Genomic DNA, 18,861 nt, shown 5'->3' with positions numbered 1-18,861 from the left:
CCGCACCGCGACGCTCGAGCAGGCAGGTGACAAGTCGGTGACTCCGCGACATCGCGATGACAGATCAATGACAGAACGACAGGTCAGTTGACTCCCTACAACCCTGTAGGAACTCATCGGACCTGTCAGATGACCTGCGAGAGGACAGGTAGGTGAGACGGTCGCCGTCTCACCTACCGGTCCGAATCCTCTGAGCGGTGCGCGCTGTGGCTCCACCTCGATGGGGTGCGTGCCGCCGTGGCAGGGCGGGCGCAGCGCCGACGTTCGACACGCCCCCTCAGTCTTCGTCGGCGACCCAGAGCACCCCGGCTCGATCCTGGCCGACGGCGACCACACCGGCGTCGACCGTAAAGGACGTCGCGGGGTTCCAGGAGGACACGAAGCGTCCGCCTCGCAGGGGCCGGTTGGTCGCGAAGCGGCACTCCTCCGGGCCGAACAACCCGACGAACCCCTCCGCGAACTCGCGTGCCCGCGGCGCCGGGACGACGACGCCGCCGTACGCGAGGTCCCGGTGGAGGAGGAGCGCCAGCAGGTCGACGGCGGCCGCGCGCTTCACCGCCTCCCACCGGTCCCCGAGCGGCTCAAGGCCTGCGCGGCGGGCGACGTCGTCGAACGTCGTCCCGGGCGGCGTCGACCACGCGTCGACCCAGACCCGCTCTGCTTCGCGGGCGCGCATGATCGCGAGGAGCAGGGGGTCCGTCTTCGGGCGCTTCGTCTTCGGGTCTCTCGCCACGGCGGGACGGTCCCACATCGCCCCTCTGCCTGTCCCCGAAGACCACGACGAACTCACGCGCCGCCGCGTCGAGCACCCCGTTGGCCAACTCGGTGAGATTCGGACACGTCCTGGCCAACTCCGTGAGATCTGGCCAACTCGGATGAGATCCCACACCAGCTGTAGGAACTCATCGGGCTCGTCCGCCGTGCGACCCCTGACCGCCGAGGGAGCACGTTCGTGAGACGCCAGTCATCTCGCGAAAGTGTCCGAAGCCTCGGAGAAGGCGGCGGAGGGTTCGGTTCGTTGCGGACGCGGCTGACGGAGCGATCGGTCGGACCGGCGTCGGTGCGACGCGGCGCTGTGTCAGATGCTCGTCGGGATCCAGTACCGGCGCTTGGGCGACGCGCCCTCGAGCACGACGTCCTCCAGCACGCCGCCGCACCGTTCGATGGTGCGCGCCGACGCGACGTTGTCGTCGTCGCACGTGACGAGCGCTCGATCAAGGCCGAGGGACCGAGCGAGAGCGAGTGACTGACGCAGGATCTCGGTCGCGAAACCACGCCTGCGGTAGGCGGGCCTGACCCCGTACCCGATGTGCCCGCCGACGCGTGCCAGCGCGGCGTTGAGCTCGTGCCGGACGGAGGCGCGGCCGACGATGGTGCCGCCGCCGTCGGCAACCAGGAACGTGGCGGGCACGCGCCCGACGGGCAGGTTGACGCCCTCGTGTTCGTCGGCCAGGTGGGCGAGGTAACCGGTCCAGTCGTCGGGTCGGCCGTCGGGAAGAAAGGAGAAGCCTTCACGCGCCAGCTCCTCGTGCGCCGCCAGTGCCTCGACCTCGTCAGCCAACGTGAGCGCGCGCAGGGCGAGGGCAGGTGTCATGACGACCAGTCTCGTCGGGGTGCCGCCGGGACCTCAACGGAATTCGGCGGGTCGAAGGAAGCAGCAGGCCTGCCCTTGGAGCTCCTGGCGCTCTCAAGGCGCTCGGCCTTCCGTTGCCCCGTGCGCTGCCGCCGCGTCGCCCTGGCCGCCCCCGACGGGGCTGCTCGACGCGCGAGCACAGGAGCGCGGGCGGACACGCCAACGCGACGACGGACGCGCGCCGGACACGCTGACGCGATTCGGACAAGCCCGATGCGAACCCACAGCGTCGTGTAGGGATTCATCGAAGCTGTTCGACGCCCAACGCGCTGAACTGCGACCGGACAACTTGTCGAGACGGCCGTCGTCCCACCTGCCTGTCTGAGTCCTCAGCTCGCTGCGGAGAGCCCGATGACGCGTCGGCGTCGGTGAAGGCGAGGCGGCTCGCTGGCCCGTCGGCGGCGACTCCTCTTGGTCCGTGCGTGGTGTAGGACCGCGTAACAGATGGTCGTACTCCCCGGTCGGCGGTCGAGCCACACCCGGGAGCTCGGAGGTGCGGTGAGCCCGCTCGCGCAGGATCTTGCGGCATGACGTCCTGGCGAAACTGCGTCGTATAGCGCCCGGGCGCGGCCATCTCCTTCCAGCGGCGCCCTCAGCGCCACAGGTCAAGGTGTCACCTACTCGCGCAGCAGCCCCGCCACGCTGTCGGCATGCCGTGGTGTCGGCGACGGCGACGGATGGGAGAGTCGCCCTATGCCTCCCGATCACGCCGCGGCCGCGCCGCCCGAACCGAAGCGCGTGACGCTGGCCACCGATCTCATCCCTCTCGGGGAACGCGCCCTGCGGAGCATCCTCGACCACGTGAACGCTGTCGGTGACGAGGCCGAGACGACCTACCTCGAGGTCAAGAGCGACCTCGACCTCGGCAGCAAGGTAGGCGTGGCGAAGGTCGCCAAGTTCCTTCTGGGCTCAGCCAACCGACGGCCCCACGAAGCCGCGCGCCACTTCCACGGCTACGCGGTGCTGGTCATCGGCGCGCAGAAGGGCGGTGCGCAGGGAGTCTCACGTGGCGTCGAAGCACATGAACTCGAGGATCGACTCCGACCTTACCTCGGGCCCCAGTTTCCGGCCTTCGAGTTTGGGAGGATCGGTGTCGACGCGGAGAGAGAGGTGTTGTTTGTCATCGCCCAGCCACCGCTGGAAGGGCAGACGATCTTCCCTTGCCACAGGAGCTTCCAAGGCGAAGACCGCCGGGACAGCCTCGAGGACGGCGCGATCTACGTGCGAGGCACCAGCAACACGCGCCCGGCCCGTGCCGGCGAGGTGTTGGCTCTTGTGGAGCGTGCCCGAGGCGGGGGGAAACCTCCGATCAATCTCGATGTAGATGTGGTTGGGTTAATCGGGCGCGTCGACCGCATCGACGAGGTCCTGGAACGCCTCTATGCGTTCGAGGAGGAAGAGTTCACCAAGCGCGAGGAACCAACGCGGGAGTCATTTGCATCGACATCGACGCTCCTTGCGTCGAACGTCCTGTCAGGGGGACGGCCGCGGACCCCAGAGGAGCGAGCGGAGCTCTTGCAGGCGTGGCGGAACGAGAGGCCCGCACACTTCGCGCAAGGGCGGGAGCACTTCATCGGGGTCGGTCTGCCTGGCGTGGGAATCAGGGTCGTGAGCCGCGACCGGTTCGTCGCGAAACCGCACCTCATCCTGACTTTCCATGGCTGCGAGGCCAGCGACTTCCTCGAACTCGAGGACGCGGACTACGAACAACTAGTGGAGCCCGTGATACGGCGACGGGAGCCCTTCGGGGTCGGCATCGCCCACGCCGCTCTCCGGATTAGGCCCCGCGAGTACCCGGTCTCTTGGAGCAACCGCGACAGCGACGCCGAGGTCGTGCTCACACCGGAGTCGTTCCGGCCCAACGTTCCCTGGACGAGCGACCGGGACGACTACGTCATTCTTGCGAAGGATCCGCAGGCGGTATCGGTGTCCGTGACGTGGGTCCTGACCGAGGACGGCAATGACGCGGTCACCCGGGGTGAACTCCAGGTACCCACGGCCGAGCTGATCGACGCTGCTGACCTGTTCAAGTCGGCGTTCATCCCAGAGACGTGACGGCTGCTCGCTGGTCCTTGGCCGGCGTTGCCTAGGTGGCACTGGAGCGTGGGCAGAACCGTCGTCTTTTCGCTCCACGTGGCGGTGCGATAGCCTTCAAAAGTTCAGCAGGGTCTTCGGCAGCGCCGGCAGGGCCATGTCCGGTTCGAGCTCGGGCGTGAACTGGCGGGACTGTGCTCCGTAGGCGTTGAACAGACCGACGCGTGTCACGGTGAACCACCACGACGTCAGCGACCGGGTGATCGTGCAGTTCATCTCGAGTAGGCCAGCGTTGAACTCCGCGACCGGTGAGAGCGGGTCGCCGCCGCCGTACAGAAGTCGCTTCAGATCCGGGCGGACGGTCAGCGCGGCCATCTCCACGTCTTGCCACAGCGGGCGTGGTTCGTCGGGCGGATCGCCGACTTCCGCGAGCCGGTCGAGGTAAGCGAACCGGCCGCTGCGTGCGTAGGTGTCAAGGACAACGAGCAGCGGCGGCAAGATCGGGTCGTCTCGTACGCCGGCGAGCAGGTCAGCAAGCCACGAAGACTGCGAGACGTCCTTCTGCCACTGGTCGAGGTGCTGAAGGAGCCGGCCGTTCATGTGGACGAGGTTGTGCCCAAACTTCTGCCCGTTCGGCCACTTCTCTCCGCGGGATAGGGCCGCCAGGCCGAGTGTCACCTTAAGGGTCTTCTCCACGCCGATGGACCACGACGTGGCAAGCGCGTCGAACTTCCCTTCGATGCCATGCGAGCCGGCCAGCAAGTGGCAACCGTGACCGAGGAGCTGGCGCGCAGCGTGCGCCTCGAATAGCAGCGCGGACTTCTGCGCCGTCGTCAGCGTGCGTTCGACCATCGGGACCTGACTCCGTCCGACGCAGGTGGGCAGACCTGAGCAGTTTGGCACAGCAGTTTCTCTTGCGGAGCGGGTTGGTCCGTGCCGTTGTCGCCGCTCGAATGTGGCGCGGACGGTGACCATTGAGTTGGTCGCGGAGTAGCGATCGTTCCCGCGAGGCTCTCTCAGCTCAGACCGACGGTCTCCCGTACCGGCACGTCGAGTCGACTCGCCGCGGCCTTGATGCGGGGTTGGAGTGGTCCGTGCTCCCGAACGGGTCCTGGATCGCGGCAGCGAGGAATTCGACCTTCGCCCGTGCCTCGGCGGCCAGCAGCGCCAGCGACTGACTGCCAGCTACTCATTCATCAGACCCTGAGCTCATAGTCGGTGGTGTGCGTGCGCAGGATCCATGCTCCAGGGACCAGCGGATCGATCATGCGCCCGATCAGGCACCGCGCCATGCGGCCGAGTGCGTTCGTTGCTCAGCCAGTCGTCCCACTCGGAGGCCCCACCGGCGGTGTGCGTCGTGAACCCGATCCAGGAATGCAGCACCGGTGCGTCACGCAGCGCGCCGAGGCCCGCTCCGCACAGGACACGACGCACGGCGTCGGCGACGACGGGCACGGGGCTGTAGCAGCCGGGCTCGTCCTCCACGCAGTACCGGCCGTCTGCGAAGACGGTGGCGCGCGGGTGCGGGCTCGTCGACCATCGCATGTCCGCGACCGCGCGCCGGAGCTCGTCGATGTGCAACGACAGGTTCTTCGGCAAGGCGTCGGCCGTCGAGAAGAGCGGACGCACGACCCCCAAGGGTTCGACGGTATCGCTTCAAGGTGGAGCCCACGCGAGCGGCTCGCGAGGTCGGTGCGGCAAGGCGACGTACGCCTGGGCCAGGAGGTCGGGCCGGTCGACGAACCACGGGATCAAGAGCTCCGTCGGCTGCGGCACCCAGGGGCAGTACGCCGTCGAGGATCCGGTGTATGCCGCCCACAGCTGCACGGCAGCGGCGTCACGGGCGCCTGTGTCGATCTCCAGGTCTTGAGCGAGGAGCGCCTTCTCGACCGCCGCGTCGAAGGGCGCACGCTCGCGGCCGATGATGACGCGCTGCGCGTAGTCGATGGGTGGCGGGTTCGCCTCCAGCCGGGAGAAGAGGTCTTCGAGCGCCTCGGACACCACCCGCAGGTCGGTTCCCACGAACACCCGGGCCACGTGGTCGGCGCTCCATCCCGGGAGCCCGAGGCTGACGGCGATCGCACGGAGGGGCGCGTTGGAGCCGACCTTCGACAGTGCGAGCGAGAGCGCCGCACGGGCATGCGGACGCGATGCAAGACCGACGTGGTCCAGCACGCCTGGCCACATCGTCGGCGGCACCCAGCCGTGCGCCGGCCAGCGACCCGTCGGGCGGACGCGGCCGTCGACGCGCTTCTCGTCGTCGAGCGGCGCACGCGGCATCGCGGACGCCAGCCGGAACTCGAGTCGGCTCGCCAGGGACAGCCCCGGCTCCAGTGATCGCAGTCGCAGCGCCAGCAGCAGCCGGTTGCGTACATGGCGGTGCCGCGAGGGGTGCAGCGGGGTGTGGTTCCCGACAGGGTTCATCACGCCGTGCCGGTCGCACAGCCCTGCCACTTCCGACGCCGTGGTGGACTGCACAAGCGACACCGCGACACAGACTGCGGCAAGAAGGGCCTCTCGATCGACGACGGGCCACGTCCGGGCGGGCACCTGCTCGTCGATGAGCTCGAACAGGGCGTCCAGGTACTCGACGTGGGTCGTCTGCCAGCCTTGGGGCATCAGGTCCCATCGGTCGGACCCCCGCCGCGCCGCGAGATCGATCGCTCCTTCCACGCGGGCCGCCGCAGCGAGTTCCCCGCCCGTGACGCGTGCGGACTCGACCTCGCGAAGATCCGTGCCGCACCACTTTCGCCGCGTCCTGTGGATGCGGTCGTCGTCCTCTCGGCGCGACGGGCACAACCACGGAGGCCCGGGACGCTGGCCGGCGAACAGGGTGGCGTACGGGCGCGTGCCGCAGCCGGGACAGCGCTCGACGAGCAACTGGCCGTGCGTGAAGCACACGATCGACAGCGGATGTGCCCAGCTCTGGCGCCAGTAGGGCTCTGGCTCGGCCAGGCAGGCAGGGCAGAACGACGACCCCGCTCCCGTCGCATGGCGCCGCTCGTACGCGAACGACCACCGGGCGATCTGCGACTCGACCGTCCCGAGCCGTCGGGGAGCCCGGGTGCGGGTCGCGATGGCGAGGTCGTCGAGCAGGCGGGAGAAGTCCCTCACCGAGAACTGGACGATGCGTGGGTCGAGGACCCGGAGCAGCGCCGTGGGGGCCAGTCCGTAACGCCACGCCACCCGCGCCAGCCATGACTGCGGGAGCTCGTCGTCGTGCGGCGGCACGCGTAGCGGCCACTGCGCGATGTCGTAGCCCGCGGCTGCGGGACGCAGGCGTGGGCCGCGCAACCGGGGCGCGGCGCTCGGGTCAGCGCGCGGCGCTGATCGTGGCGGCATTGTCCGTGGTGACGGCGGCGAGGATGTCCGCGTCGATGGCCTCGGTTCCCGTCGCGATGGCCAGGTAGCAGGCCCGGTCGATCAGGTTCGTCAGCGACGCGATGTTGCCCTGGGTGCGGCGGAAGATCTCTCGGGCGTGGTCGGTCAGCATCCCGGGGTGGGCGTCGGCCAGCACGATGCCGTCCTCGAAGGCACGCAGGGTCTTGACCCACACCTGGTAGCCGGCGTCGCTGTTGAGGTGGAACGCCGAGAGGGAGCACCGCGTCGCGCGCCGGCTGGTCTGGGCGTAGACGGCCTGCTCGCCGGCCAGGCCGTCGTCGAAGAAGCGCTTCTCTGCGAGTTGGATGCCGACGTAGATGAACGTGGCGGGCATCTCGTTGGCCAGCCACTTGAGGTGGTTCGAGACCTCGATGCCGTGCCGGTGCCGGAAGTCGATGAAGTGCAGGTCGTCGATCACGATGAGCCGCGTCTGGCACGACAGCACGCAGTCGACCGCCAGCGCTCCGAGCGAGGTCGTCGTGGAGGAGCGGGTCGCGGCGGGGTGGCCGTAGAACTCGAGGATCTTCTGGTTCAGGCCTTTCAGCGTCATCCCGGCGGACAGCGGGATGAACGCCACCGGGAGTCGCTGGTGGCCCTCGGCCGTGACGGGTCCCTCGCGGCGGTAGATGCGCCGGTGCAGGTCGCGGGCGAACCGGGTCACCGTCGTGGTCTTCCCGCGACCGGCCTCGGCGTCGAACACCACAGACCCCCGCTGACGGTCACCGTCCCGGCGGGACGAGGCCATCACCTGCTCGAACACCGAGTACGCGTCGATCATCTGCGGTGTCCGCACCGTCGGCAGGTTGGCGTTCCACACCATCCGCGCCTCGTCGTAGTCCTCCCGCTCCTCCGCGGTGAGGGCTGCGAGCTGACGACGATCCAGCCGCTCGAGCGGATCGCGCGCCGCGGCGTTCACGAACGCGTCCCACCCCTCCTTGCGTGCGAGGTGGAACGACTCGGTCCCGTTGCGTGACAGCCACGCGGCCCACCGGTTCGTCATTCGTCGAACAACTCGAAGGCCTCGACGTCGGCGTACCGCTCGAACTCGTCCAGGTCGTCCGGCGGGTTGCGCCGCGCGGCGCGCCGCTCGAGAAGGTCGATCACGCCCGGCAGTGCGGCGACCTGGCGGGCGTCGCCGTCCTGGTGTGCCGGCTGTGCCGCCAGGCGCCGCGCGAGGCTCTGGTGACGTCGGGTCGTGACCTCCCCGCGCTGCCAGGCCGCGAGCAGCTCGTGCACCGCGGCGGACGGGTTGTCGAGGTGCGTTCCGTGCAGGGCCACCCGCTTGGCGTACTCCACGGCGTCGAGACTGAACGGGGCGCCCAACGAGGGCGCGTGCTCCCAGGTCAGCTCGTTCCACGAGTCGTCCTGCGGGTCGCGGAACCAGACGTGCCGCACGTCGTGCACGTCGACGTGAAGCGGCCACTTCCCCGCATGCGCCCCGCCGTAGGCAGACTTCAGGTTGCGGTAGGGGTTCAGCGCTCCGCCGTCGTAGCGCAGTCCGTTGACCTCGACTCCGTAGTGCTGGATCGTCCGCCACTTGACGTCGAGGAACTCGAACGCGAGATCCCGGGCCGCGGGGAGCATGAGCCCGCCCATCCGGGTGAGGCCGATCTCGAACATCTGGGCTGGGGTAAAGCGCGCGCGCGGCATCTCCGCGATCGCCAGCCCGTCGTGCTCCGTGTGGTGATACACGGTCGCGACCCACTCACGGATGATCTGCTCGAGCTCGGCGACGTAGTAGAAGGCGCCTTGCTCGACGCGCTCGCCGCGCGAGTAGACGTCTGGCCCCTTGTATCCAGGCAGGTGCTGCAGGAGCGACTCGCGGAGCGTCTTAAAGAACCGTTCGATCGTCGGCTTGTCCGTCGGCTTGTGCGGGATGGCCGGCTGCACGCAGATCCCGAGGCGTGCGCATGCCCCGATGACGTGGGCGGACATGTACTGCTTGCCGTGGTCGGTCACGATCGTGTCAGGGACGATGGCCGGCAGGCCGCCCTGGCGCTCTTGATGCACGCCGTCAGGTTCCTCGGTCCCGACGAGGAGGTTGGATGGGACGCCGTGGTAGGGCCAGGTCTGTCCCGATCCGCTCTGAGGTAGCAGGCACTGGAACAGCACGTTCGCCACGTCGATCGCCTTCGTCGACACCGGGGTGAGCCGCAGTCCGAGGACACTCCGGGACATCAGGTCCATCGCGACGGTCAGCTGCACGGGAACCCAGCGTCCCGTCACGGGCTCCATGGCGAAGACGTCGAGGGAGTTGGTGTCGAGCACCACGTACTCGCCCGGTCGATCGGCTCGAAGACGCCCGAGCATGCCGTCCGGACGAGCAGCGACAGATCGACGGGCCTTCGCCGAGCCGAACGTGTAGCGGCCCTTCTCGAGCTCCTTGAGGCGCCGGTAGGCAGTAGCCCGGTGGGGCAGCGCCACGTCGCGGCCGTGCTGCGCGACCACGCGACGGCTGACCTCGTCGATCACAGCGCCCTGGGTCGGCGTCGACTTGTTTGTGTACTGCTTCAGCACGTCCAGACAGACAGCGTCCCAACGCGGGTCCACGCGCGGAGTGCGTCGCTGTGTCGCGGTGGCGTTCACGAGCCCAGCGACGCCTCGTTCACGGAATGCCGCCACTCGCCGCCGGACAGTGCGGACGTCGACACCGAGCTCGCGTGCGGCATCGTCCATCCGCGGTCCCCATGGTCCGTCACCTTCGAGCAGGTGGGTGATGACGCGCGCCGTCTCCTCGACCGAGGCGCGTGCCGACTGCGAGAGCGACGAGAGTGCGATGGACCCGAGCGGATCGCCGCCGTACTCCAACGCTCCTGGATCGAGGATCCGCAGCCCGTCGATGAGGTTCCCGAAGGGGACACGCGCGACGTTGGTATCGAGCCGCAGGACAACGTCGTGAGGGTGCACCGCTTCGACCCGCCAGAGCGCGCCCTCCCACCAGACGGTGGAGCCTGGGCGGACCTCGACAGTGCCGTTCTGCCTCATGCGTGTGTCACCCACGTCCTGGAGTCGAGCGGTGTCGAGAGATCGCAGCCCAGTCGGTGCCACCAGAGAGCCGCGAAGATCGCCGACCTCGCGGCGCCCGGCAGGGAACGGCGCAGTTCTTGCTCGAGGTGACCGAGCGCGGCCCCGCCCGGTGGGCAGGCCTCGACGGCGGCCTCGATGAGCGACGGGCCGACGAGAGCTGACCGTCGTGCGGCAGCCAGCAGGCGCACGTTCCGCAGGGTCGTCCTTGGAGCGCCCATCCAGACGAGGTACTCCCACCCCCGCTCCTGCATGACGCGAGCGGTCCAGTCCAACGACTCACGCACGGCGGGCTTCTTCAGCATCTCCTCGGGCTTCACGTCGACCACAACGACGCGCCCATCGGCCATGACGCACAGGAAGTCCGGGTACCGCGTTCTGGTCCGCCCGGCGTCGTCACCGACGACGTAGAGGGGCTGCGCCGCGATCCCGACCACATCCGGGTCGAAGTCAGCCAGCCACAGCCACGAGAGCTCGAGCCTGCTCTCGTAGACGACGTGCGCCCGCATCGTCGACGACCAGAACAGGCCCGGGTAGTTCGACTGCCCGGCGTACGAGGGCGGGATGCGCACTGGGGCGCCCTGCACCGCCTCGAGGGCGTCGATGCCCGCGAGCGGTGCCTCGCGCTCGAGGCCGTCCGCCGTCAGGTACATCGCTCGGGTCACCGCCGTGCCCACATGCACAGGATGGCGCGCGGACACGCTAACGCGACGCCGGACACGCACCGGACACGCTAACGCGAATCGGACAAGCCCAATGCGAACCCACACCCACAGCGCCCGCCACCCCCCGCACTGCATGGGAACAACCGTCACCCCCGCGTAGTTGAGCCCATCAGACTCAAGTTTCGCCTCCCCGAGTTGGCGCCCATCGCCCCGAGGCGGCAGACTTGAGTGCAGCAGGCTCAAGACGTAACAGCAGTCAGGGGCGTGAGCCCCGGAAGGAAGGCATCACATGGCACGAGCAGTCGGCATCGACCTCGGCACCACCAACTCGGTGGTCGCCACCCTCGAGGGCGGCGAGCCCACGGTCATCGCCAACGCCGAGGGGTCGCGCACGACGCCGTCGGTGGTCGCGTTCTCCAAGACCGGTGAGGTCCTCGTCGGCGAGGTCGCCAAGCGGCAGGCCGTCACCAACGTCGACCGCACCATCTCCTCGGTCAAGCGCCACATGGGCACCGACTGGAGCGTGACGATCGACGACAAGAAGTACACGGCGCAGGAGATCAGCGCCCGCATCCTCGGCAAGCTGAAGCGCGACGCTGAGGCGTACCTCGGCGAGCCGGTCACGGACGCCGTCATCACCGTCCCGGCGTACTTCAACGACGCCGAGCGCCAGGCCACCAAGGACGCCGGCACGATCGCCGGCCTCAACGTCCTGCGCATCATCAACGAGCCCACGGCCGCTGCCCTCGCGTACGGCCTGGAGCGCGGCAAGGAGGACGAGCTCATCCTCGTCTTCGACCTGGGTGGCGGCACGTTCGACGTGTCCCTGCTCGAGGTCGGCAAGGACGACGACGGCTTCTCCACGATCGAGGTCCGCGCGACCGCCGGTGACAACCGCCTCGGCGGCGACGACTGGGACCAGGTGATCGTGCAGCACCTGATCAACGAGGTGAAGAACACCACGGGCGTCGACCTGTCGAAGGACAAGATCGCGCTGCAGCGTCTGCGCGAGGCCGCGGAGCAGGCCAAGAAGGAGCTGTCGTCCGCGACGAGCACCAACATCTCGATGCAGTACCTCTCGATGAGCGAGAACGGCCCGATCCACCTCGACACCAAGCTGACGCGTGCGCAGTTCCAGCAGCTCACGCAGTCGCTGCTCGACCGCGTGAAGGCGCCGTTCCACCAGGTCATCCGCGACGCGGGCATCTCGGTGAACGACATCGACCACGTCGTGCTCGTCGGCGGCTCGACCCGCATGCCCGCGGTGTCCGAGGTCGTCACGCAGCTCACCGGCGGCAAGGAGCCCAACAAGGGCGTCAACCCGGACGAGGTCGTGGCCGTCGGGGCCGCCGTGCAGGCCGGCGTCATGAAGGGCGACCGCAAGGACGTCCTGCTCATCGACGTCACCCCGCTGTCGCTCGGCATCGAGACCAAGGGCGGCGTGATGACCAAGCTCATCGAGCGCAACACGGCCATCCCCACCAAGCGGTCGGAGATCTTCTCCACGGCCGAGGACAACCAGCCGTCCGTCCTCATCCAGGTGTTCCAGGGCGAGCGCGAGTTCGCGCGGGACAACAAGCCGCTGGGCACGTTCGAGCTGACCGGCATCGCGCCGGCGCCGCGCGGCCTGCCCCAGATCGAGGTCACGTTCGACATCGACGCGAACGGCATCGTGCACGTGTCCGCCAAGGACCGCGGCACGGGCAAGGAGCAGTCGATGACGATCACCGGCGGCTCGGCCCTCCCCAAGGAGGACATCGAGCGCATGGTGCGCGACGCCGAGGAGCACGCGGCCGAGGACAAGCGCCGTCGCGAGGAGGCCGAGACCCGCAACTCGGCCGAGCAGCTCGTCTACCAGACGGAGAAGCTGCTCACCGACAACGACGACAAGCTCTCCGACGACGTGAAGACGGACGTCCGCACCGCCGTCACCGAGCTGAGGACCGCGCTCGAGGGCACCGACGTGGAGGCCGTCAAGGCCAAGCACTCGGCGCTGCTCACCGCGAGCCAGAAGATCGGCGAGGCGCTGTACGCGCAGAACCAGGCGTCGCCGACCGGTGACGCGCCCGCGGGTGAGACCGCCGGCGCGACCGGTGCCACGTCCTCCGACGAGGACGTCGTCGACGCCGAGATCGTCGACGACGAGGACGAGAAGAAGTGACGGACGACCAGCAGCGCCCCGAGGGGACGGACCAGGCGCAGGGCGGGTCCGCCCCCGAGGAGGGGACCCCGCGCGTGACCGACAAGCGCCGGATCGACCCCGAGACGCACCTCCTGCGCGAGCCGACGCCCGACGAGGCGGCTGCCGACGCGGCAGCAGCCGACGCCGTGAGCCAGGCCGAGCAGGCGGTGGAGGGCGCCGAGGAGGTGGTCCTCATGGAGGGGCTCGTCGAGGCGCAGACGCTCGCGGCCGAGCGGCTCGAGGAGCTGCAGCGCGCCCAGGCGGCGCACTACAACCTCGAGCAGCAGTACGCCGCGTACGTGAAGCGGTCGAAGGTCGAGGCCGGCGCCGCGCACGAGCGTGGTGTCGCGTCCGTGGCCGAGGCGCTGATCCCGGTGCTCGACGACATCGAGCTGGCCCGCCGGCACGGGGACCTGTCCGGTCCCTTCGCGTCGATCGCGGACAAGCTCGAGGCGACGCTGCACCGGTTCGGCGTGGAGCGCTACGGCACCGAGGGCGAGCCGTTCGACCCGGCCGTCCACGAGGCGCTCATGCACGGGCACTCGGCGGACGTCACCGAGCCGACCGTGCAGCAGGTGCTCCAGCCGGGCTACCGCACGGCCGAGCGCGTGCTCCGCGCCGCGCGTGTCGCGGTCGTGGACCCGGAGGGCTGACCATCATCACCACCGTGACCCGACGACGCGGGAGGGAGGCGCCGTGACCGGCCAGGACTGGCTCGAGAAGGACTTCTACGCCGTGCTCGGCGTCCCCAAGGACGCCGACGCCGCCGCGATCAAGAAGGCGTACCGCAAGCTGGCACGCCAGCTCCACCCGGACCAGAACCCCGGGGACGCCGCGGCGGAGGCCCGCTTCAAGGACATCGGTGAGGCGTACGCGGTGCTCTCGGACGCCGAGCAGCGCCAGCAGTACGACCAGCTGCGCGCCATGGCCGGCGGTGCCCGCTTCACGGCGGGCGCCGGCGGCCGTGGTGCCGGCGGGCCCGGCGCCGCCGGGTTCGACGACCTGTTCGGCAACATGTTCGGCGCCGGCGCGAACGGCCCGGCCGGGCGCGTCCGGTACTCCACCGGCGGCGCGGGCGGGGCCGGTGGGGCCGGGTTCGAGGACATCCTCGGCGGGCTCTTCGGTGGCGGCGGCGGCTTCGGTGCCCGCGGGCCGCAGCCCGGCGTCGAGCTGACCGCGACCACGACGCTGCCGTTCCGCACCGCCGCCGAGGGGGCCACGGTCTCGCTGGGCGTCGAGGGGCGCACCGTCAACGCGCGCATCCCGGCCGGCGTGCGCGACGGGCAGAAGATCCGCCTGCGCGGCAAGGGCCGCCCCGGTGACCCGGGCGCTCCCGACGGCGACCTCGTCATCACCGTGCACGTCGAGCCGCACCCCGTGTTCTCGCTCGAGGGCGACAACCTGCGGATGACCGTGCCCGTCGCGTTCGACGAGGCCGCTCTCGGCGCCACGATCGAGGTGCCGACGCTCGACGGCTCGACGGTGCGCGTGAAGATCCCCGCCGGCACGCCGTCGGGGCGCACGCTGCGCGTCAAGGGCAAGGGCATCACGACGAGCCGCGGCACGGGCGACCTGCTCGTCACCGTGCAGGTCGTCGTGCCGCAGAAGCTGACCGCCGCCGCCCGCGAGGCCGTGCAGGCGTTCGGCATCGCGACGTCCGGTGAGGACGTGCGCGCCGACCTCATGGCGGAGGCGAGGCGCTGAGGGGCGCCGGCCCGGGACCGATCGAGGAGAGGAGGACCGCAGCCGTGGACGAGGACGCGAAGATCTACGTCATCTCCGTCGCGGCGCAGCTCGCGGGCATGCACCCGCAGACGCTGCGCCAGTACGACCGGCTCGGCCTCGTCCAGCCCGGACGCACCCGCGGCGGCGTCCGCCGGTACTCCCACCGGGACATCCAGATGCTCCGCGAGGTGCAGCGCCTCTCGCAGGACGAGGGCGTCAACCTCGCCGGCATCAAGCGGATCCTCGAGCTCGAGGCGGAGGCGCGCCAGCTCCGCCGCCAGGTCGACTTCCTGCGCACCCTGGTCGACCCGGGCCGTCGCGTGTTCCGCGCGGACCCGACGGGCAACGTCGTGGCCGATCGCCTGCACCCGCTGGCGGAGACGACGCCGCCGCGCCGCCCCCGCTGGGTGCCGCGCCAGCTCACCGCCGGCCCGTCGGCCCGGCACCGCGACGGCTGACCGCGCGACGCCTGGGCCGCGCGGCACGTGGGCCGTTCGGGTGATCCGGCGGCCGTGCGGTGTCGCATTCGGACATACCGGACGACGATGACGGCACCGCCGCGGCTCGCGGTCGTCGTGGCGGGCACGCCCCGTGCGACCGCGCCCTGCCGACGAAGGGCCCGCCCCGTGTCCGACGCACCTGCCGTCCCCGCCGCGCCCGCCCCGCTCGCACCCCACGACATCGCCGCCGACCGGGAGCGCGTGCGCCGCCGCCGCGTGATCCGGCTCTGCGTCGTCGTGCTGGCGCTCGAGGCGTACGCGATCTGGGCGGCTGTCACCGGGCGCCCGCTGCTGGTGGTCCCGGAGGTCGACCCGCTCGTCGTGGTCCCGGCCCTCTTCTTCGTCGCGCTCATCGTGCTGCTCGTCGGCACGCAGGTCGGCGCGGGGCGCTCGCCGCACGTGACGTACCGGCCCGAGCAGGTCGACGTCACGCTCGACGACGTCGTCGGCATCGACCCGATCGTCGACGACGTGCGCCGCTCCATCGACCTCTTCCAGACGCACCGGCGCTTCGCGGACCAGATGGGTGGGACCCCGCGCCGCGGCATCCTCTTCGAGGGCCCTCCCGGGACGGGCAAGACGCTGACGGCCAAGGCGATGGCGGCCGAGGCGGGCGTGCCGTTCCTGTTCGTCTCGGCGACGAGCTTCCAGTCGATGTACTACGGCGCGACGGCGCGCAAGATCCGCACCTACTTCAAGGCGCTGCGCACCGCGGCCCGCAAGGAGGGCGGCGCGATCGGCTTCATCGAGGAGATCGACGCGATCGCGCTGCGCCGCGGCGGGCTGCTCGGCATGTCGGGGCGCGCCGCGTTCGTCACGGTGCCGTCGACGCAGGCGCTGCTGACGGGGCACGGCACGGGCGTGGTGCGCGACGCGATCACGTCGGAGGGCACGGGTGGCGTCGTCAACGAGCTGCTCGTGCAGATGCAGTCGTTCGACGAGCCGGTCGGGCTCGACCGCGTCACCAACCGGATCCTCGCGGCGGTGAACCTGCTGCTGCCGGCGCACCGCCAGCTCAAGCAGCGCAAGCCCGTGCGCGCGCCGATCCTGCTCATCGCGGCGACCAACCGTGCGGACCACCTGGACCCGGCGCTGCTGCGCCCCGGCCGGTTCGACCGCCGCCTCACGTTCAACCCCCCGGACGCCCACGGGCGCCGCGCGCTCGTCGACCACTTCCTCGCCCGCCGCGCGCACCACCCGGAGCTCGACGAGCCGGCCCTGCGCGACCGGGTCGCCGCCGCGACGAACGGCTGGACGCCTGTCATGGTGGAGCACCTGCTGGACGAGGCGCTCGTCAACGCGCTGCGCCGCGGCGACTCCGCGATGCGGTACGTCGACGTCGAGCAGGCCCGCATCACCGAGCTCGTCGGCCTCGGGCACCCGGTGAACTACACGACGCAGGAGCGCACGCTCATCGCGACGCACGAGGCCGGGCACGCCGTCACCGCCTGGCTGGTCGCGCCCAACCGCACGCTCGAGGTCCTCACGATCGTCAAGCGCGGCAACGCCCTCGGCCTGCTCGCGCACGGCGACTGCGAGGAGGTCTACACGCGCACGACGTACGACCTGCGGGCGCTCGTGCAGATCGCGATGGGCGGCATGGTCGCGGAGGAGCTGTTCTTCGGGCAGACGACGACGGGGCCGGCGTCCGACCTGGCGGCGGCGACCCGCACGGCGGCGCAGATGGTCGGCGCGGCCGGCATGACCGGGTCGCTCGTGTCGTTCGCCGCGATGGACAAGGACCTGGTGGCGTCGGTGATCGGGGACCCGCTGGCCCGCACGCAGCTCGAGGACGTCCTCGACAGTGCCCGCGCCACGGTCCGCCGCCTGCTCGCGAGCAACCGCGACCTCGTCGAGGCGCTGCGCGACGCGCTGCTCGACCGGCACGAGCTGATCGGCGAGGAGATCACCGGCGTGCTGGAGAAGGCGGTCGCGGACCGCCCCGACGGCATCCGCCCCGTGCCGCCGGCGGAGCACCTGCGCATCGCTTGACGCCGCGCGGGCAGGCCCGGGCCGTCAGCGCGCCCGGGGGAGCGGGGACCAGAACGACCACGGCTCGCCTCCCGTGGTGCCGTCGGCAGCCCGTTCAGCGGACCGGGGACGCGAGCGCCCAGCGGTGCCCGAACGGGTCCACGAGCCAGCCGCGGCGCTCGTCGCCCTGGTCGGTGGGCGGGCGGTCGGCGGTCGCACCCGCCTGCAGCGCCGTCGCGTAGGTGCGGTCGACGTCGTCGACGGTGAGCGCGAGGGCCGCGGTGGAGTGGCCCAGCGTCCGGGGCGCGTAGGCGCCGTACTCGTGCGCCTCGTCCGACAGGTACAGGGCGTCGTCGCCGATCCGGAGCTCGGCGAAGCCGACCACCCCGTCCTCGACGTACCGCTCGCCCACCTCGCGGGCGCCGAACGCGGCGGCGTACCAGTCGATCGCGCCCGCCGCGTCGTGCACCGTCAGGTAGGGGGTCAACCGCGTCATCGTCCGCTCCCTCGCGTCCCGCGGCGGTGCGCCCGCCGACGTGTCCGACGCTAGGACCTGACGTCGCGTGAGGCGCACGGGGGACGGCGGCGCGCGTTCGGGTGAGGTGCGCCGCGACGGGACCTTGGACCCAGGCGCCTGTCCAGATGATGAGACAATCGAGGGGCCGGTGACCCCGGCGCCCCGTCCTCCCCTCGCACCTACAGGAGCGTCCGTCGTGTCCGTCCTCACCTTCCACCGCCGACCGTCCACCCCCCTCCCGCTGGGCACGCGCCTCCGCCACCTCGGCGAGACGATCCGCTGGGCGCCGGCGCCCTACTTCGAGGGTGCCCCGGGGCAGCGCCTGCGCTTCCTGGGCTACCTGGCGGGCAGCGTCCTGCTGTGGACGACGCTGACCCTCGTGGTGCTCACCGCCCTCGGCCGGGCGCTCGCGACCATCGGCTGACCCACCCGGCCCGCACCGCCGCGGGCCGCCTCCGCCCGAGGGGGACCCGCCGTGCGCGACGACGCCGTCGACGCACGGGCAGGGTCCCCCTCGTGCTCGTTCCGGACATCCCGCCCACATCGGTTGTGGACGGCGCTGGGGGTGTCGCCCGGTCGGCTGTGGACGCCTGTGGGCGCCGCGTCGGCGTGTCGGAGGGCGGGTGTACGAAGGTGCACGTCAGGGGCTCGCGGGGTCGTCCACAGGCGGTGCACGGCGGTGACCACAGGGTGAAAAACGACACGGCTGTAACACAACACTTAGTGGTGTTGGCGCTGTCAGACCCCAGGTGTAGTGTCTAGATCGACGGTTCGCCCCACGCCTCCCAGGCCCGCGGACCCCCGGCACGGACCCGCTCGACGGGCCTCGCGGAGGGGGTCGACGAGGTCGAAGGACGCAGCGGGCGAGCGGCCGTCACAGGACATCAGCCACGAGCATCGAGGACATCGCGATGACGATCACGGTCTACAGCAAGCCGGCGTGCGTGCAGTGCACGGCGACCTACCGCGCCCTCGACAAGCTCGGGCACGACTACACGGTCGTCGACATCTCGGAGGACGCCGACGCCCGTGACTACGTCATGTCGCTCGGCCACCTGCAGGCGCCCGTCGTGGTCGCCGGTGGCGAGCACTGGTCGGGCTACCGCCCGGACCGCATCAGCGCGCTCGCGGAGCAGCTGGCCGGTCAGGTCGCCTGACCGCAGCCGCGCCCGGGCAGCTCGCCGGTCCGCACAGCGGCCCACGGACGCCCCGGGTCGGCGCCGGACCTG

General features: G+C 70.6%; 17 protein-coding genes. 8 read left to right on the top strand and 9 right to left on the bottom strand.

The window, feature by feature from the left end:
* Window positions 1–277 precede the first annotated feature (277 nt).
* Entirely contained in the window at window positions 278–733 is a 456-nt protein-coding gene (locus tag E5225_RS15425) for a hypothetical protein (RefSeq protein WP_135972014.1), read from the bottom strand.
* Window positions 734–1,078: 345 nt separating this feature from the next.
* Window positions 1,079–1,594, bottom strand: a complete 516-nt coding sequence (locus tag E5225_RS15420) for a GNAT family N-acetyltransferase (RefSeq protein ID WP_135972013.1) — start codon at window positions 1,592–1,594, stop codon at window positions 1,079–1,081.
* A gap of 777 nt (window positions 1,595–2,371) precedes the next feature.
* Here E5225_RS15420 and E5225_RS15415 point away from each other — a divergent pair.
* On the top strand, window positions 2,372–3,688 hold the full coding sequence (locus E5225_RS15415; RefSeq protein WP_208012435.1) for a hypothetical protein: 1,317 nt from the start codon (window positions 2,372–2,374) through the stop codon (window positions 3,686–3,688).
* A 96-nt stretch (window positions 3,689–3,784) separates the two neighbouring features.
* On the opposite strand, the gene E5225_RS15410 is transcribed toward E5225_RS15415, so the two are convergent.
* The 6 genes from E5225_RS15410 to E5225_RS15385 form a co-directional block, all read right to left on the bottom strand.
* Window positions 3,785–4,519: a hypothetical protein gene (locus E5225_RS15410; RefSeq protein ID WP_135972011.1), complete on the bottom strand. Its 735-nt coding sequence runs from the start codon at window positions 4,517–4,519 to the stop codon at window positions 3,785–3,787.
* Window positions 4,520–4,876: 357 nt separating this feature from the next.
* Window positions 4,877–5,296 carry a hypothetical protein gene (locus E5225_RS15405; RefSeq protein WP_136225504.1) on the bottom strand — a complete coding sequence of 140 codons (420 nt, stop codon included), beginning with the start codon at window positions 5,294–5,296 and terminating at the stop codon, window positions 4,877–4,879.
* Between the two features lie 27 nt (window positions 5,297–5,323).
* Window positions 5,324–6,898, bottom strand: coding sequence for a TniQ family protein (locus E5225_RS15400; protein ID WP_166435865.1), 1,575 nt, complete (start codon window positions 6,896–6,898; stop codon window positions 5,324–5,326).
* 82 nt (window positions 6,899–6,980) lie between these two features.
* On the bottom strand, window positions 6,981–8,048 hold the full coding sequence (locus tag E5225_RS15395; protein ID WP_135972008.1) for an ATP-binding protein: 1,068 nt from the start codon (window positions 8,046–8,048) through the stop codon (window positions 6,981–6,983).
* A complete protein-coding gene (locus E5225_RS15390) occupies window positions 8,045–10,033 on the bottom strand; it encodes a helix-turn-helix domain-containing protein (RefSeq protein ID WP_135972007.1) in 1,989 nt (662 codons plus the stop codon). The genes E5225_RS15395 and E5225_RS15390 overlap by 4 nt, the downstream gene beginning before the upstream one ends.
* Window positions 10,030–10,749 (bottom strand): TnsA-like heteromeric transposase endonuclease subunit, encoded by a 720-nt coding sequence (locus E5225_RS15385; protein ID WP_166435864.1) that lies wholly within the window; start codon window positions 10,747–10,749, stop codon window positions 10,030–10,032. Before E5225_RS15385 ends, E5225_RS15390 begins: the two co-directional genes overlap by 4 nt.
* 277 nt (window positions 10,750–11,026) lie before the next feature.
* Here E5225_RS15385 and dnaK point away from each other — a divergent pair, with 277 nt between their 5' ends.
* The 5 genes from dnaK to E5225_RS15360 all read left to right on the top strand — a co-directional run bounded on the left by dnaK (window position 11,027) and on the right by E5225_RS15360 (window position 17,136).
* Window positions 11,027–12,898: a molecular chaperone DnaK gene (gene dnaK / locus E5225_RS15380; RefSeq protein ID WP_135972005.1), complete on the top strand. Its 1,872-nt coding sequence runs from the start codon at window positions 11,027–11,029 to the stop codon at window positions 12,896–12,898.
* Complete coding sequence (locus tag E5225_RS15375; protein WP_135972004.1) at window positions 12,895–13,572, top strand: nucleotide exchange factor GrpE; 678 nt, start codon at window positions 12,895–12,897, stop codon at window positions 13,570–13,572. The genes dnaK and E5225_RS15375 overlap by 4 nt, the downstream gene beginning before the upstream one ends.
* A 43-nt stretch (window positions 13,573–13,615) precedes the next feature.
* On the top strand, window positions 13,616–14,623 hold the full coding sequence (locus tag E5225_RS15370; RefSeq protein WP_135972003.1) for a DnaJ C-terminal domain-containing protein: 1,008 nt from the start codon (window positions 13,616–13,618) through the stop codon (window positions 14,621–14,623).
* A gap of 44 nt (window positions 14,624–14,667) precedes the next feature.
* Window positions 14,668–15,102 carry a heat shock protein transcriptional repressor HspR gene (locus E5225_RS15365; RefSeq protein WP_135972002.1) on the top strand — a complete coding sequence of 145 codons (435 nt, stop codon included), beginning with the start codon at window positions 14,668–14,670 and terminating at the stop codon, window positions 15,100–15,102.
* A 168-nt stretch (window positions 15,103–15,270) separates the two neighbouring features.
* Window positions 15,271–17,136 (top strand): AAA family ATPase, encoded by a 1,866-nt coding sequence (locus tag E5225_RS15360; protein WP_243738047.1) that lies wholly within the window; start codon window positions 15,271–15,273, stop codon window positions 17,134–17,136.
* Between the two features lie 94 nt (window positions 17,137–17,230).
* Here E5225_RS15360 and E5225_RS15355 read toward each other — a convergent pair whose 3' ends face one another.
* Window positions 17,231–17,611 carry a VOC family protein gene (locus tag E5225_RS15355; RefSeq protein WP_135972000.1) on the bottom strand — a complete coding sequence of 127 codons (381 nt, stop codon included), beginning with the start codon at window positions 17,609–17,611 and terminating at the stop codon, window positions 17,231–17,233.
* A 217-nt stretch (window positions 17,612–17,828) separates the two neighbouring features.
* On the opposite strand from E5225_RS15355, the gene E5225_RS15350 reads away from it, so the two are divergent.
* On the top strand, window positions 17,829–18,056 hold the full coding sequence (locus E5225_RS15350) for a chemotaxis protein CheW (RefSeq protein ID WP_135971999.1): 228 nt from the start codon (window positions 17,829–17,831) through the stop codon (window positions 18,054–18,056).
* 487 nt (window positions 18,057–18,543) lie between these two features.
* Complete coding sequence (gene nrdH, locus E5225_RS15345; RefSeq protein WP_135971998.1) at window positions 18,544–18,789, top strand: glutaredoxin-like protein NrdH; 246 nt, start codon at window positions 18,544–18,546, stop codon at window positions 18,787–18,789.
* Window positions 18,790–18,861 lie beyond the last annotated feature (72 nt).

This window comes from Cellulomonas shaoxiangyii (assembly GCF_004798685.1).
Classification (GTDB): Bacteria; Actinomycetota; Actinomycetes; order Actinomycetales; family Cellulomonadaceae; genus Cellulomonas; species Cellulomonas shaoxiangyii.
This window is presented reverse-complemented; position numbering and strand designations above follow the sequence as displayed.

Bases quoted from the DNA above. Each gene is read 5' to 3' on its own strand.
- E5225_RS15355 (WP_135972000.1), bottom strand. From the start codon at position 17,611: ATGACGCGGTTGACCCCCTACCTGACGGTGCACGACGCGGCGGGCGCG.
- E5225_RS15395 (WP_135972008.1), bottom strand. From the start codon at position 8,048: ATGACGAACCGGTGGGCCGCGTGGCTGTCACGCAACGGGACCGAGTCG.
- E5225_RS15390 (WP_135972007.1), bottom strand. From the start codon at position 10,033: ATGAGGCAGAACGGCACTGTCGAGGTCCGCCCAGGCTCCACCGTCTGG.
- E5225_RS15410 (WP_135972011.1), bottom strand. From the start codon at position 4,519: ATGGTCGAACGCACGCTGACGACGGCGCAGAAGTCCGCGCTGCTATTC.
- dnaK (WP_135972005.1), top strand. From the start codon at position 11,027: ATGGCACGAGCAGTCGGCATCGACCTCGGCACCACCAACTCGGTGGTC.
- nrdH (WP_135971998.1), top strand. From the start codon at position 18,544: ATGACGATCACGGTCTACAGCAAGCCGGCGTGCGTGCAGTGCACGGCG.
- E5225_RS15420 (WP_135972013.1), bottom strand. From the start codon at position 1,594: ATGACACCTGCCCTCGCCCTGCGCGCGCTCACGTTGGCTGACGAGGTC.